The following is a 16,752-nucleotide window of genomic DNA, read 5'->3' on the forward strand; positions in this document are numbered from 1 at the left end:
ATGTCTCATTGCAATCACCGTGAACTCAACAATATCTCAGAGGTATTTTTTAAGGCTAGCAATAATTTTAAATGGGTGTCATTGTTCGTTCCGCCAGAAAGCACATGCCCAAAGGTTTACCGTTTGAATTAAAGTCCTACTTAGAACTTGTAGAGCTAACCGGCCGATGTATGCGGGCAGATAAGCGAGGCGCTATAAGCCCAATCAACTCACCATTTCTAGACAGACTCAACATTGCCCCCGAAAACTGGTTAAAACTCACCACACAATTTACCAACCTATTTCATGGTGCTGTAGGTCGGCCTAAGAAGCTAGATAACTATTGCGCGAGCCCAGAAATTAAACGGCGGGCCAACTACACACAGTGTGAAAAGTTACTGGCTTAACGTTTAGAGTGATCAGCTAACGCCTTCAATAAGCCTTAATAACTAACGGTGGATTAGGCGTGTCTCTTTGGCACTGAGTAGTTCAATTTCGCTATCTCTTTCAGTGTAAAGCGCATATTATCCATTCAACTTTGTGAACTCAACAATATCTCAGAGGTATTTTTTTAAGGCTAGCAATAATTTTAAATGGGTGTCATTGTTCGTTCTGCCAATATCCAGAGCGCCTTGGCAGCCCAATAAAATAAGGCCTTTCAGCAATGTCGTCTTAACAAGACTAACACTGAACTACCATTTTTCGTGAAAATAAAATATAAAAGATGATCACAATCAAAGTAGCCAATTGATTTTATTATTTATTTACGTGATTATTATACAGATTGTGGACTTGAACTGACTAGTAGAAGGAGTAATTATGCTAGCCAAAGCTGATTTGGATATCAACTCAATCAAAAACCTATTTCTGAATAAAGGAATTAGTTCAAGTTGGTTAGTACCTACGGAAACCGGTCTCAAAAAATCTATATTAGACGCACACTCCGGATTAGTATCTTACTTTTTTAGTACTGGCTTACATGACTTTTCATCTCAAAATCAAGGTCAAGCATATAAAAAAATTATACCCACTAAATTGGTTACCAAAGATGAGGTTATAGAAACAACCACTTCATTATATCGTCCTGAAACTAAGAAAGGCGATCCTAGAATTTGGATATCACGATTGAAAGTTATAGCTAAGCCTTTTAATTTACTCGCAATTGTTGCCTTTCAGAATGAGCTATATGTATTCAATACCAGTCAAGAAGGGTTTTCTTCAGAATTAGAAGATAAGAACAGTTTTATAAGTTTGGTATTAGAAAAAGTCGCTAGAAACAATAATGTTCCTCTAACTGATCGATTCTCTGAATGGAATTTAAGGTTTCTACAAAGCTTTTTTACTTACGTAAACAAGGGTGAAGAAGTATTCTTAAGAATTGATAGCGACTTGATTGATAGTATTGGACAAGATATTGGTGGCTATGATGGTTTTAAAGCTGCTGTAATTAAAGGACCTGATTGGCTTCATAGCAAGAAAAGCTTGGTTGATAAAGCTCAAGAGCTAGTTAAACTTCGCAACGTATCTAAAAAATTAAGTTTTATAAAATATAAAGATCCTGGAGAGTTTGATTCCACTTATAGTGGATTATCATCCCCCACTTATCTGCCGTATTTGGCAGCACTAATAGTTACATCCTCGCAACAAACATCAGACTTTTACAAACGCTTTAGTCAAGAAATGAACCTTGATACTACATTCCAAATAGAGGACATGAAGGCATTTGAAAAAGTCTGGGACGACTTATCTCTCTGGACAAGAGAGCTAGATGGTAACTTGGGCTTCTTTAGTGTAAGAAGGCTGGGTGGTTATAAACATATAGGCATTCCGCGTTCTCAAAGTATAGTTACTCAGTCTGACTTTGATTCATTTCATAAAGTTTTCACACACGCTGAAATTAGAGCGGGCTCAAAATTTTCTGAAACACTGCTTAATAAAGTTAAGCATGAATTAACGCTATCAGCATACTTATTTACAAGTGGTTTCCAAAAAGCTCTAGAAGATAGTTCGTTTGGTAAAGCTATTGATGAAACAATCAAAAGTGCCTATTTAGATTGGGATGGAACATGTCAAGATAACGAAAAACGCAATTCCTCAAGCTTTTCCAGAGCATCTTTAAGTAACACTAAAGCAAGAGTTTCATTTATTCTAACCAATAGTAGCTCCATGAAGCTCGATCCCGTTTGGGAAATTGATTCTATCAAAGATTCAGGAAGCTTTGAGCTTAATTACAACAACCACCACTGGCAAGGTAAGTTTTTATCGACTGAATTTGGCTATACCTCTTTAGGAGATTCTACTAGTTTAATCTGGGAAGCGATGTCATTGTCTTTTTACGATAGACAAGAGGTATCATTAAAGATTAATCACGCGTACGAAGAAGAAAAACAAGTCAACTACAGTTTACCAATTCATAAATTATGGCTTTTTACCTCTAAATTCGATTCGTACCTTAACAAACATAAATTAGTGGAAAGTGTGCTGCCTAGCTATGGCAGTGTTTTTATATTAATTCCTCCACCTCATATTGAAATGGTCTTTAGTTATTTAGAAAAACAAGATATTGATTTTGAGCCATTGGATGATATTCAAGGTATTTGTGAAGGTTGGGAACTAATAAAAATTCCAGAATGTGCGGAATTGACAGAAGAGCAAAGACTTTTACCTGATGGCAGAGAAAACCCTCACCCTAGAATGAATAGTTTAATATTGGTTGGAGGTAGAAGAATCAAAAGAGGTAGTACGCATATGTTTTTGCCGTATGATCTTCCCGAGCTTGAAGTCTCTATGCCGTCAAATGCCACAATAACTACTTCAATTGGAGTTAAACTTAATGAATTAAAAAGTGATTCCAATACAGAAAATAGCTTAATTAACGAAAGTTGCACTACTAGAAGATTTGAAATTGAAGTTCCGAAAAATGTTAGTTCTTTAAATGAATTTACAGCTTTCGACATCAAAGGAAACCAAATCGGGCATGTAAAATTAAGAGTGGCTAGTACTGATGGAGATATAGTTAATGCCAACTGTAAGATTTCTTTAGATAGCTTAGGGAAGTGTATCAGAACCGGCGAAGGGTTACACGGTGCGATCTTAAACAAGTTTGACGATCTTATTTACAATCCTGTGCGAGAGTACGCCCACATTTCAACAGCCACTAGAGAATTAGGCACCAACTACTTAGCTCCAGATTATATAAGTAGTATCGTTGAAAACTTTTTAGATGCATTAGCAATAGCAGGAACCTTAAGTTATGGCACTGCTAGAAACCTCGTACAAAGGCTAATACAAAAACATCATTTAGACACAACCCCCATTTTCATTCTCTTATATTTAAGGCAAGTAGGACGGATAGAATTAGCTACAACCAATAGAGGGCACATAGTTAGTGTTAATTCCGTTAAACCTACAATCGTTGAGTTACCCATTACAACAGTAAACGACAGAGTATATGGGATTTTAGGAACTTTGAGACTTAAACAATGGGATTTAATAGACAACGTTAGCGGCTTAAAAATTATTTATACAACCCCAGATGAGTTTGGCTTTGCTGGAAGACGAATAGTCTCAAACCAAGAAGAAATAAAAGAGTTTTGTAATAATCATGCGTTTCACTTTGTAAGGCAACCCAGTATAGAAATACTAGATTGGGCGTATGGTATTGAACAATTTAAGTCTTCTATTTCAGGGTTCCATATAGAATCACTAGTTGGGCAATCGAAAAAAAAGTTTTCACCAGGTCCTGCTCTTTTTACTGATACACCAAAGCACTACGATTGTGAGCTATGGAAGTTGGAAGATTTAGGTACATATCTCGATAATCTTTACGTGATGAACTTAAATGGCAGTTTGTCATTCATCAGAGACTCTAGGTGGGGCATCTGGCTTAATCTTATTGAATATGCGAAATGGTTAAGAGATAAGGAATATTTGCCAGACACATTTAATGTACCAATAACTTATCATTCAAGCACCTCTACTATTTGGATACCTGCCAGAATTGGATTGCCGATCGTTTTAGATAGAGCACTTTCTTTATGCAGTGGTTTATCTCCCAAAGTAATAAAGATGGAAAAAGAAACTACCCAAATGAACAATTTTTCTACCAATATAGTTTCTGAAAATGACAAGACAACAAAGTTAGAAGTTGATTGCTTTTATTCTGATATGGCTTCGGGTCATTGGATAAAGTATGAATATATTCCAGAAGATATAGCCAATAAAGTTGCGCAATTGTTAAATGCAAAATTAGATTTTAGATAATAAAGGGATTGGTAATGAAAGAACCTATTAGTTCTTATAAAAATGTTAAAGATGGAATAAAAAGGTATATAAAATCAGCTTTTGCCTCAAGCTCCAAATCATTCGAAGAAGAACGAAGCAAGTTGCTAGACCAAGATGGAGTTCTATTTCAAGAAGAGTATTTAGAGCCTATTCCAATGTATAAATCAGGTAAATTCCTTGAAGAGCTAAATGAGCAAGAGTTACCAGGAATGACTCCAAATGGGATTTCTGCTTTTAAGAACATTATAAGCTCTGGCTTGTTCAAAGGAGGCTTTCCACTTTATTTACATCAACAAAGAATGCTAACAGCTTCATTAAAAGGAAAGCATGGAATAGTTGTAACAGGTACAGGCTCGGGGAAAACAGAGTCATTTCTTCTTCCTGTTTTAGCAAACATAATTAAAGAAGCAACCAATGAAAAAACTCATTGGAAAAGACCTAAATTAAGACCAGAATGTTGGACTGTCAATAATCCCCCTAATTGGAGTGCTACTAGACATAAACTCAGAGGAGAATCAAAGGCTCCAGCCGTTAGAGCGCTAATCCTATATCCAATGAATGCACTAGTTGAAGATCAGATATCTCGATTAAGAAATGCTTTAGACTCTGACGAAGTACTGGCTAGTTTAGATGACAACTTAGTCGAAAATAGGATTCGATTTGGACGTTTTAACGGCTCTACACCTGTTGCCGGGCATCCAGCTACCCCTGATGGAAAAAAGAATAATACTAAAATAAGAAAACTGAACCAAGAAATATCGCAATCAATCTCAGAATACATCTCCATTAGAAAAAAAATGCAGTCTTGTAAACTTTCGCTAAACGAAGCTCAGGATTCTGGCCAAGAGCAAGAAATCATACGTTTATCGACTGAACTAGAACAAATTAAAGAGGAAATGCAATTTATTAGAAGGATGACTCCTGACTCCGCTGAGATGTTTCATCGTTGGGAAATGCAAGCTACTCCACCAGATATATTAGTCACTAATACTAGTATGTTATCAATCATGCTAATGAGGGGAACAGCAGAAAATATAACCAGCGACATATCTGATTCAAATATTTTTGAAACCACTAGGAAATGGTTAGAAGAAGACAAAGAAAACAATGTTTTTCAACTGGTTATTGATGAACTCCACTTACATCGAAGCTCTTCCGGAACAGAAGTTGCCTACCTTATTCGGTTATTACTAGAAAGATTAGGGTTAAAACCTGAAAGTAAGCAACTAAGAATTTTAGCTTCTAGTGCATCCCTTGACCCTTCAGGAGAGGATACATTTAAGTATTTGGGCAACTTTTTTGGATTTACTCCAGAACAGGCAAAAGACCTATTTCATATTGAATCAGGGGAGAACGCCTATAAGTTGGAACTACCTACTACTTCATTTGAAGCTAATTTTGAAAAAAGTTGTATAGCTCATGGAAAACTCATTGAATCACCACAAAATGAAAGTGTCTCAAAGGAACTTTTAAGTTACCTCACAGAGCATTACGGAAAAATAAGTCGACATATTCTAAGCGCGTTTTATACAGATGGTCACATTCGTGCCCAACCTTTAAATAAAATTCGAGAAAGATGGTTTGCAAATTTAGAAGGAAATGAGCGCGCTATAGCTGCACAGGGCTTACTTTATTTGCTAGGTTCTAAGCCAGTTCAAAATTTAAGATTGCAGTTCCCACAGCTTCGCTTTCACTGGATGGTTAAAAATGTAGATGGCTTATGGGCAACTATAGAAGAAAATATAGAAGATAATAGACGTGTAGGTCGTTTGCTTCCAGAGAGAAAATTATCAATCTCAGGTAAAAGAGTTTTAGAGGTTCTATACTGTGAATGCTGCGGTACACAACTTTTATGTGGTAATAAAATTACATTGAAAGATAATTTTAGTTGTGTACAAAAAGTTGAACTAACACCATTGGAATCTGATATTTCAGGATTACCAGAATCAACTCTTGAAACAAAAACTGATGCTAAAACCTATAGAGATGTTGGTGTTGTTTGGCTTTGCTCTGAAGAGGAATTTGCTGAAGATAAAGGAATGAAGTGGAAGCATGGCTCCATTGCTACGAAAGATATTAATGGCAAACCAGGAAGACCAGAATCTGAAGAAAATGCTAGCTGGATTAAAGCTTCAATGAACAAAATAACCGGAGTAGTTAATATTGGAGCAACTTCATTTGACCCAAATCATGATCAGCATTGCTACTTTTTCTATCTGGATAGAGATGGTGGCTTGGGTGATAGTGACAAAAACAAGTATTCAGCGCTACCGCAAAAGTGCCCTTCTTGTAGTATAGATTACTCTGAAAGATACGGAAGACGAACGCCAATTCGTTCATTTGTTACAGGTTTAGCGAGAATGTCCCATCTACTCGCAAAGCATGTGATGGAAATTCTGCCAGATGGTGATAGTAAAAAGTTAGTTGCTTTCTCTGATAGTCGAGAGGCGGCCGCAAATATATCGGTTGGGGTTGAGGAAGAGCAATGGAAAGTATTGTTGCGTACTTTCGTAAATAAAGCGTTATTAAAGAACTCTACAAATGGTATTGAGAGCAAAATGAAAGAGGCTCTTAACCTAATTGAAACCAACCAGCTTTCCAAAATAGCTGAACTTACAAGCTCATTAAAAGAAGAGTATGATGAAGCTGACATCACAAGATTCATCAATTTTACTCAAGCCGCTAGTTTTCGATTAATAAATCCCGATGGTCTTACTCAAGAACAAAAAGATGAGATTGAAATAATTAAACAAGCTGACGCTAGCTATGTGAGTGTGGGAAAAATGTTCTCTGTTGGCAGCTTGAGAGAAATGAACAGTCTATGGGCAAAGTTTATTGAAGTCGGGGTTAACCCAGGTGGAGCGGCTGTTGACTCTAAAACTCTATTTAAAGATAACCAGAAATACGATTGGACTTCAATTTTTAAATCTAGAAATGGGCTGTTGATTCCAGAATTAAAGAATCAAGATGTTGCAGCACGAGCCGATAAATTAGGCTGGTCACTTAAGAAAAACGCTTGGAGAACCCTTACTGGTAGAACACTCTATGACCTAGAAGCGCAAGGTATTGGTCATTTGTCATTGCCTAATACTCTGAATGTAACAGCACCTTCAAGTCTTCCCACGCAGGTGTTCCTAGAATTATGCAATAGTGTTTTAAGAATATTAACCGAAGAGAACATATTGACTCCAGATCCTTGGGGCGGTATCAAAGATGAGTGGCAGACTGATAAACCTTCAGGCAAGGGAAATGAAGGGACTGCCAAAAAAAGAGTCTATAAGTACCTTTCAGAGGCATCGGCTCTCTACAAAGTGCATTACGAAGTAGTATTATCTGCTGTAGTAAAAACATTTATTTCTGTAGGTCATAAGCAATCTGATGATTCTTGGTTGCCAGTTAATTTAGACAATTTATGGGTAAGAGTTGTCAAAAGTAATGATAAACCTTGGATATGTAATAACTGCGGGCGGATACACTGGCATGGTTCGGCTAAGATCTGTTCACGCTGTTTCAGCCAATTAGAAGCAACACCGAATGGATTAGAAACTGCTAAAGAAATAGAGCAGAAGCATTATTTTGCATATGAAGCTTTAAATGATAGCTCTACGTTTAAAATTACCTCTCAAGAGTTGACTGGACAAACTCAAAATCAAGCCCAAAGGCAAAGACATTTTAGAGATATCTTTTTTGACGATGAGAAAGTAGAAGATATAACCAAACGGGAAGTTTATCGAAATGTTGACGCCATTAATTTCCTTTCCGTGACAACAACAATGGAAGTTGGAGTAGATATAGGTTCTTTACAAGCCGTTATGCAAGCCAATATGCCTCCAGAAAGGTTTAACTATCAACAAAGAGTTGGTAGAGCTGGGCGTAAAGGCCAAGCATTTTCAATAGCGCTTACTTTTTGTCGAGGGCAAACTCATGACAGGATACATTTTGAACATCCTGAAGAAATGACAGGAGGAATTCCACCACAGCCTACTCTATCAATGGGACCTGAACAAAAATTGTTAGCACAAAGGTTGTTCACTAAAGAACTATTAAGGCAAGCATTTAAAGGTATAGGGGTGAATTGGACACATACTTCCGAAAATCCAGATACGCATGGCGAAATGGGAATGGTTTCCGATGCTTTAAGTAACACAATAGAATTAAAAAAGTGGCTGAATAACAATAGTCAAATAGTTGAATCAATAGCTAAGGCAGTATGCAAAGGTTCTAGTATAAATCCAAATCAATTAATTATTTGGTCTCAAGACCTTATAAAAGTCATAACTGATGCCGTCAATTCAACGGAATACGTATCGAAAACTTTAGCTCATCGACTAGCAGAGTCTGGAGTGCTACCTATGTTTGGGATGCCAACTTCAGTAAGGGATCTTTATTTTGATTTACCTAAATCAGATTCTGACCCAAAGTCATTAGACCGCCCATCAGATCAAGCTATCGCTGATTTCTCTCCTTACTCGGAACGAACCTGGGATAAAAGAAGTTTGTTGCCACAATATTTAACTGGGCCAATTTACAAGCAATACAATAAGCATTGGCGAACGAGGAGTGATGCAATAGCAGCGGCTTATGTACATATTAAATGCGAATCTTGTCGGCAATTGATTAGCGAACCAGCAGAACTCTCTAAATTGGAGCCTCAAAACTCACACGCTATTTGGGATAAAGATTGGCTACAAGAACCTCAGGAAACCGGTGTAAGATGTCCTAGTTGCGGTTCATTCTCTGCTAGAGCGTACGTTGCAGTATCGCCTAGAGCTTATGCTACAGATATGAATACTTCTAGGCCAGCCTCTGGGGGAGGAGAAAAAAGAGGAATAAGTGGATACACAACAATTTCTAGCCCTCGATTAGAAAAGAATGTCTTTACGCAAGTTTGTAACACTCATATAACAACCGCAAAGCAAGCCCCTGTATTTAGAATCAACACTAATAGAGACCAATATTTTTCTTTCAGTCGCGAGAGTAATTTGAATACCGTTAAAAGGTACTCGGTTGAATCTGACGTTGAAGGAGGCATTTGGAAGGCCACAGATAAAAACTATCAATATAAGGTCGCGATAACGTCTTCTAAAGTGACGGACATTTTAGCCGTTCGCATGAGTGACAAACGTGGTTTAAATTACTTTGAGCGAAAAGGCGAAGAGAAACTAACTAGAAGAAGAGCGGCTTGGTATTCTGCAGCGACCATAATTCAACGGGCTATAGCATTAGAATTAGATGTAGATTCAATGGATATCGAAATAGCTTCCGTCCACAGTTTCTCATCTAATTCCAATGGAGAGTCAGGGGGAGAGCTTTATATCGCAGATGCGCATCCAAACGGTTCAGGTTTAGTGGAGACAGCCAGCTTGCAATGGAAGAATATTCTAGAAGGCTGTGTACTTGGTGAAGGACCATGCTCTCAAATGGGAAAACTTATTAGAGAAGAGTTACGGCTTGCTAAAAGTGCAACTGATATGGAGTGGAGAACTCCTGACATTCTCTTAAAAGGATTCCGAAACAGGCAACTTCACGGCTTACTAGATTGGGAACTTGGGATAGAGCTCATTGCATCAATGTTGGATTCTGAGTTTATCCCAGGTAAGTCGACAGAAGTATTAGGTAAAGAATTACCAACAAGTGCAGAAGGACATTGGGCTAACAGAGCAAAAAGTCTAGTAAATAATTATATTGAAAACGGCTTTGCAGAAAGCGCTATCCACAGAGAAAATATTAGCGGTTGGATTTCAGATGATGTTTTCAATTTTGTAGTACACCCGCTATGGAGTATACACCCAGGCGAACTTAACTCTATCAAATTAGCATATGACATTGCGACAGAATATGGCGTTAAAGATGTTAGAAGGATCGACTCCTTCAATTTATCGAGAAGAATGGTATGGGTAAGGCAAAAAATTGAAGATAATAGTGATTTATTTCCAGAGGAGTCTGCTAGTTTCAAAGATGAAAAAACAAGCTCAGGGGGGGATAGTAAATCTAACGAATTGAATCAAAGCGATATCTTAAATCTTTCGGATGGAGAAGAATTCGAATACACCTCCAAAAAGTGGGTAAAAGTTAATGGTAATAATAAGCAGACATTTAAGCATAAAGAGGTTTGGTTAAGTATAGCCAAAAATGGTTTATTTACGGAGTGTAGTGTTTACCAACAAAAAGGAATGACTAAGCCGAAGTTCAAAGTTATTGGTCGTGCCAAGATGCTGGTTATGGATGATATTGAGATTTTAGTAGCGAAGTTAAAAGGATAGAATATGGCAAGAGTAATAGGGACCATTCCTTCAGACAGGTCTGAAAATGAAGTATTGAAAGAACTAAAAAATCAATGCCCAAAGGACTGGACAATAATTTCAAATATTTGTTGGAGTGTAAAAGACAAAAGAGGATACGTTAGAGATGGTGAAGCGGATTTTGCTGTTTTAATTCCTGAATCAGGGCTAGTAGTCTTAGAAGTCAAAGGTTCACGGAAATTTAAAGTAAAAGAAAATGGAATTTGGGCTAGATTTGAAAGAGGAAAATGGATTGACATAAATAAGAAAAGCCCCCCGGAACAAGCAATCAAGAACATGCACGAGCTTGTAGGGTTAATCAATGAAAAGAATAACTGGACTACTTTTAATGGAAGGTATTCTTATGTAGTCGTTTACCCTCAAGGAGAAATAAGTGACTACCCTCAAATGTTTGATAAGTCTACGGTCGTTACCAAAAGAAACATGGGGCACTTACCTTCAGCATTGAAAGCGTCACTTGAGGAAAGAGATCATGGTAATAAAGGAAAAGGCTTTACACCGTTAGTCATCGAGTCAATTATTGATTTACTTAAAGATCGTAAGTTTTATGTGACTTCCGCAGATACGAGTGTTGAAGTTGAAGATGATCTTAACAAAATAGAAATGCTAACGAGGCAACAACACGCTAGTTTAAGAGGTTTATTTCAACTGCCTAGTGTAGCTGTTTTTGGGCCTGCAGGTTCAGGAAAAACATTGATGGCTATGTGGCGAATGATGTCATTAGTTGAACATGGCCGTGAAGCAATCTATGTTTGCTACAATAAAAACTTAGCTCTTGCCCTTCAGTTAAAGCACCCAGATTATAGTGAATATATTTGGAGTGTTGATAAACTATTTACTTCTCTTTTAGAACAACCTATCAATCAATACAAGGACGTTGAGTTTTATAGGGAATCACTCCCCCTTTTCGTAATGGATCAAGCTGATTCAATACAAAAATATGATGCTATTATAGTGGATGAAGGGCAGGATTTTTCAGAAAATCAAATTATTGGTTTACTTGAGCTTTTAGCCGAAGATAATACTTGGGCGTTTTTCGCAGATTGGAATCAGGATCTCTACAACGTATCCTCAGGGGCTCCTATAGGTGCAGAAGTTATTTTTCATCTTTATCATAATTGTCGAAATACTGTATTAATAAATGATGCTTCAAATAAAGTTCTTAATTCCAATGTGGAGTCTATGCCCGGAATGCCTGAAGGGGTTTCGCCAGAAATTCGCTATGCAAAAATTCAATCGAAATTAGCTTGGGAATTGGCTAAAGACTGGAAAGGTAAAGGGAGCGTTGTAATATTGAGCCCTTTTAAACTTGAAAACTCATCATTAAATGAACAGAGAAGTGGGCATGGATTAGTGTTATCTGAAGATATAGCTGATTTAAACGCTGATAAGACAATATATTTTTCAACTATTAAGTCTTTTAAGGGCATTGAAGCTTCTTCAGTGATAGTTATAGATACTAAAATTCCAAATGAACACAAAGCATTTAGCCAAGAAGATTTATATGTCGCTTGTACAAGGGCTACCGCACGTTTAGCTTTGATAACCTCTGAAAAGGAAGTTGACACATACTTATATCAGGCACTGAAGCAGTAAAGTAGATTAACTAACTATCTTTAATATGAGCCTGGACTAGTAGCGAATTTTTCAATAGAATTATGTACAACATAAAGTCGAATAAGAGCGCGTAAATTGAATCATATTGAGTTGTTTTCAGGTTGTGGCGGAATGTCACTTGGCCTGAAAAAGTCTGGTTTTGAGTTGTTGTTAGCAAATGAGCTCTCCCCTATGGCAGCGGAAACATTTGCTTATAACTTTTTAGACGAAGATCTAGAAGAAAAAGCTAATCAGAATTTGATGCCTCAAAATGTTATTTGGCTAAAGAGTAAATATAATGAGCTACTTAAGCGCTTAAGAGAAAACCCGTTTGAGTTTCCTGATAATACGGAAGAAGGGTTCAGCGACTTGCCAAAAGACCTAAATGGTTTAAAAGGGAAGTTACTGGTTGGTAATTTAATAGAGCTAAATAAGTTACTAGAGAAAAATGTTCAATTAAAAAAAGTTCTTTCTTCAGCATTCAAAGGTGGGGGGAATGTTGATTTAATTTCTGGAGGCCCCCCCTGCCAAAGCTTTAGTATGGCAGGAAAGAGAGCTAAAGACTGTGACAAAAATACGTTACCTTGGGAATTCGCTAAATTTGTAAACGTAATCAGACCAAAACTCGTGTTATTAGAAAATGTGACTGGAATATTAAGAGCGTTTAAAGACGATAATAATAATGAGTTCCATGCTTGGTATGAAGTATCTAAAGTTTTTGCATCGATAAATTATATTCCTCTCTGTTTGCATGTAAATGCAAGAAAATCTGGGGTGCCGCAAAATAGACCTAGATTCATAATGATTGGAGTTAGTCAAAAACACTTCGATTCGATAAATAAAAGGTTCAATGAAGCGGAAAAAGAATTGTTTAAACAATCACTATGTTTTCACGAAATGGTTAGTCAAGAAGGTGAAAAACTGCCATTAGGACATTTACCGTATTTTGATGTCAATAAACCTAAGGATTTAAAGTTAATAAAGAATAGCTTTTTAAAAGATCTGGTATCTTCTCCTGAAACATCTGTAAAAGACGCTATTGATGATCTTAAAATAAATAAGAAAGAAAAAAAATCCGATTATGTTTCTAAATTAAATGATGAATTTGATTTCTTAAAAGAAAGGAGTGAAATCATTAATCATGACTTTAGAAATAATAGTTTGTTCGTAAAAAGGCGGTTTCGAATATACCAAGTATTAAAGCAAATAGGGGTAACCTCTTTAACAACATCAATACTTAATGTTTTGAAGGGAAATTCATCGGATATCTCGTCAAAAGAGTGGGAATTGCTTTCTAAATTTAATTTCCTACATGAAAATGGTGAATTATTACCTTTTAAATGTAAAAAAGAATTTATTAACTTTTTAAAAGCCCACCCTACTAAAAAGCAGACTCAAAAAGCTTTAATTGCAGATGCTCCAGCCCCTGCAGCCCTATCAATTCCTGATGATGCTTGTCATTATGACGAACGAGAGTTGAGAGTATTAACAGTAAGGGAAATGGCCAGAATTCAGTCATTCCCTGATCAATTTGTCTTCCGTTCAAAAGTTACAACCGGCGGTAAGATGAGACGATATGAAGTGCCTCAATATACCCAAGTAGGAAATGCCGTACCGCCATTGTTGGCTTTACAGCTTGGAAAGTGCCTTAAAAAGCTATTATAGCCGTGCGTAATAAATACTCAACTTTACTTTATTTGTGGATTAAAATACCAATGCGAATCACAACTTATTGTTTTATAAGCTAAAAAGTAGTCTGATTAAACTATACGATAGTGTTTCGTTTGCGTCTGTTCTTAAGTATGTACCAAAAAATGGCTATATCTTCAACAAATCCGTAATAGTTATCGAAGGTACAAACTTTATCTCCACGAGAGAGGTTTTGATTACCAGCTGCTCTATTATTCCAAGTGTTTGTACCTATCGAGTTCAGGTGAATCAAAAGGGTCGAATCAAAAGGGTCGAATCAAAAGGGTCAGAGTCGTTGATTTATAAGCCCGAACTATCATTTTACTGATCCAAGCTTAAATCACTCTAAATAATTGAGACGCTAAAAACAAAAAAGCCCAGTATGACTGGGCTATATCGGGTGGTTTTGAATTGATTTAGAGGTTACTCAATATTCTGGATCTGCTCACGCATTTGTTCAATCAATACTTTCAATTCTACCGCTGCGCTGGTGATGTCGGTATTAATTGATTTTGAGGCAAGGGTATTTGACTCGCGATTAAACTCTTGCATCATAAAGTCTAAACGACGGCCGCATGCGCCGCCTTTCTTAATGATTTTATGTGCTTCTGTTACGTGAGATTTTAAACGATCTAACTCTTCGGCCACATCTTGTTTTTGAGCAAGGTAAATAAGTTCTTGCTCAAGGCGGTTTTCGTCGATGTCGGCTTTTAAGTCTTCTAACTTAGCATTGAGCTTTTCACGTTGCCATTTGGTGATTTCTGGCATGTGTTCTTCTACAATGGCAACTTGCTCTAAAATGCTATCTAGGCGCGTGGTGATCATGGTTTCTAGGTTGCCACCTTCGCTTGCTCGTGCTGCTTTAAAGTCTTCAATAAGGTCATTAAAGCCAAGTAGTAGGGCTTTATTTACGGCATCTAGATCAACTTCTTGCGCTTCCATTACGCCTGGCCAGCGCAGTATATCAACGGGGTTGATGTCACCTTGGCTGTGTTGTTGCACCCATTTGGCACTGTTGATCAGTTGCTCAGCCAATGTTTCATTAATAGATAGCTCACCAACATGAGCTGGGTTGGCTGTAAACTTTAAATAGACCTCTACTTTTCCGCGTTGTAGATGTTTACGTAGGCGCTCGCGTATTACCGGCTCCATACCACGAAATTGTTCAGGTGCGCGGATAAAGGTTTCTAGGTAACGCTGATTTACTGAGCGGATTTCCCAAACTCCTGTGCCCCAATCACCTTTAACTTCTCGGCGTGCGTAGGCGGTCATACTATGGATCATGTAAAGTTCCTAATCTATTAACAAAATTTCCAGCTGGTATTATAGCTTAATAAAAAATCAACGCAGTAAGCAATTTTCACTCAATGTCGTTGTTTTGTCTAAATCGACATGGCATCGAACTGTCTGACCCATTATAATGGCTGAAATTTTGAATATTAGGGGAACGTGGATGCGTCCAAGTGAAAGAACAGCAAACCAGATCAGACCGGTAACATTTACACGTAACTACACAATTCACGCCGAAGGGGCGGTACTGGTAGAGTTTGGTAATACAAAAGTACTTTGTACTGCAACGGTCGAAGCGGGTGTACCGCGCTTCATGAAAGGTCAAGGTAAAGGTTGGATCACGGCAGAATACGGTATGTTGCCACGTTCTACACATACCCGTAATAATCGTGAAGCGGCGCGTGGCAAGCAGGGCGGCCGTACAATGGAAATTCAACGTTTGATCGCACGTGCATTGCGTGCTGCGGTTGACTTAAAAGCCCTTGGTGAAAACACCATTACGATTGACTGTGATGTGCTTCAAGCTGATGGCGGTACTCGTACTGCGTCTATTAGTGGTGCGTGTGTTGCGTTGGTTGATGCGTTAACGCATATGCGTGCGAAAGGCATGATCAACAATAACCCACTTAAGTTTATGATTGCGGCGATTTCTGTGGGTGTTTATAACGGCCAAGCCATTTCTGATTTAGAATACTTAGAAGACTCTGAGGCTGAGACTGACATGAACGTGATCATGACAGAAACAGGCAAGCTGATTGAAGTACAAGGTACCGCTGAAGGCGACCCTTTCTCGTTTGAAGAACTTGATGAGCTATTAGGGCTTGCTAAGCATTCAATTCGTGAAATTATTGACCTGCAAAAGAAAGCATTAGCATAATCGAGCGTTGTTTCCGTTTAGTTTAGGTATCAGTTAGGTATCACGTAAGTAGGTAAAAGTATGAAAGCATATCAAAAAGAGTTTATTGAATTTGCACTTGAAAAGCAGGTGCTTAAATTTGGTGAGTTTACCCTTAAATCAGGCCGTACAAGCCCGTATTTTTTCAATGCTGGTTTATTTAACACCGGTCGTGATTTAGCGCGTTTAGGGCGTTTTTATGCCGCAGCACTTGAAGATGCTGGTATTGAATACGATTTACTGTTTGGCCCAGCATACAAGGGTATTCCGATTGCGACGACGACTGCGGTTGCGCTGTCTGATCATTATGACAAAGACGTGCCTTACTGCTTTAATCGTAAAGAGAAAAAGCAGCATGGCGAAGGGGGCTCGTTGGTTGGCTCGCCGCTTGAAGGGCGTATCATGTTAGTTGATGATGTGATCACCGCAGGGACTGCTATTCGTGAGTCGATGGAAATCATTGCTGCCGCAGGTGCTGATTTATCTGGTGTGTTAATTGCACTGGACCGTCAAGAAAAAGGCAAGGCGGAACTGTCTGCAATTCAAGAAGTTGAACGTGACTTTGGCACTGACGTTGTGTCAATTGTGAAGCTTGCTGATTTAATTGTTTACCTTGAAGAACAAGGTAGCATGGGTGAACACCTTGCCTCAGTTAAAGCATACCGAGATCAATACGGCGTAGCATAAGCTGAGTGTGAGTTAAAAAAAATGCCAGTC

General features: G+C 37.9%; 7 protein-coding genes and 1 pseudogene. 7 read left to right on the forward strand and 1 reads right to left on the reverse strand.

The window, feature by feature from the left end; translation table 11 throughout:
• Nucleotides 1–89: 89 nt before the first annotated feature.
• The 5 genes and pseudogenes from CWC18_RS17765 to CWC18_RS17785 all read left to right on the forward strand — a co-directional run.
• A pseudogene (locus tag CWC18_RS17765) lies at nucleotides 90–386 on the forward strand (transposase); the annotation flags it as partial.
• Nucleotides 387–798: 412 nt separating this feature from the next.
• The gene (locus tag CWC18_RS17770; protein WP_138675810.1) at nucleotides 799–4,242 is read left to right on the forward strand and encodes a hypothetical protein; all 3,444 of its coding nucleotides are present in this window, start codon (nucleotides 799–801) and stop codon (nucleotides 4,240–4,242) included.
• 14 nt (nucleotides 4,243–4,256) lie between these two features.
• Complete coding sequence (locus CWC18_RS17775; protein ID WP_138675811.1) at nucleotides 4,257–10,526, forward strand: DEAD/DEAH box helicase; 6,270 nt, start codon at nucleotides 4,257–4,259, stop codon at nucleotides 10,524–10,526.
• A gap of 3 nt (nucleotides 10,527–10,529) precedes the next feature.
• Complete coding sequence (locus tag CWC18_RS17780; RefSeq protein ID WP_138675812.1) at nucleotides 10,530–12,161, forward strand: nuclease-related domain-containing DEAD/DEAH box helicase; 1,632 nt, start codon at nucleotides 10,530–10,532, stop codon at nucleotides 12,159–12,161.
• A 96-nt stretch (nucleotides 12,162–12,257) separates the two neighbouring features.
• Entirely contained in the window at nucleotides 12,258–13,826 is a 1,569-nt protein-coding gene (locus CWC18_RS17785; RefSeq protein WP_138675813.1) for a DNA cytosine methyltransferase, read from the forward strand.
• 447 nt (nucleotides 13,827–14,273) lie between these two features.
• On the opposite strand, the gene CWC18_RS17790 is transcribed toward CWC18_RS17785, so the two are convergent.
• A complete protein-coding gene (locus CWC18_RS17790; protein ID WP_138593823.1) occupies nucleotides 14,274–15,134 on the reverse strand; it encodes a YicC/YloC family endoribonuclease in 861 nt (286 codons plus the stop codon).
• A gap of 169 nt (nucleotides 15,135–15,303) precedes the next feature.
• Here CWC18_RS17790 and rph point away from each other — a divergent pair, with 169 nt between their 5' ends.
• Nucleotides 15,304–16,017 carry a ribonuclease PH gene (gene rph, locus CWC18_RS17795; RefSeq protein WP_138593822.1) on the forward strand — a complete coding sequence of 238 codons (714 nt, stop codon included), beginning with the start codon at nucleotides 15,304–15,306 and terminating at the stop codon, nucleotides 16,015–16,017.
• Nucleotides 16,018–16,077: 60 nt separating this feature from the next.
• Entirely contained in the window at nucleotides 16,078–16,722 is a 645-nt protein-coding gene (gene pyrE, locus CWC18_RS17800) for an orotate phosphoribosyltransferase (protein ID WP_138593821.1), read from the forward strand.
• Nucleotides 16,723–16,752: the final 30 nt, after the last annotated feature.

The sequence above is a fragment of the Pseudoalteromonas aurantia genome, from assembly GCF_005886875.1.
Taxonomy (GTDB): Bacteria; Pseudomonadota; Gammaproteobacteria; order Enterobacterales; family Alteromonadaceae; genus Pseudoalteromonas; species Pseudoalteromonas aurantia_A.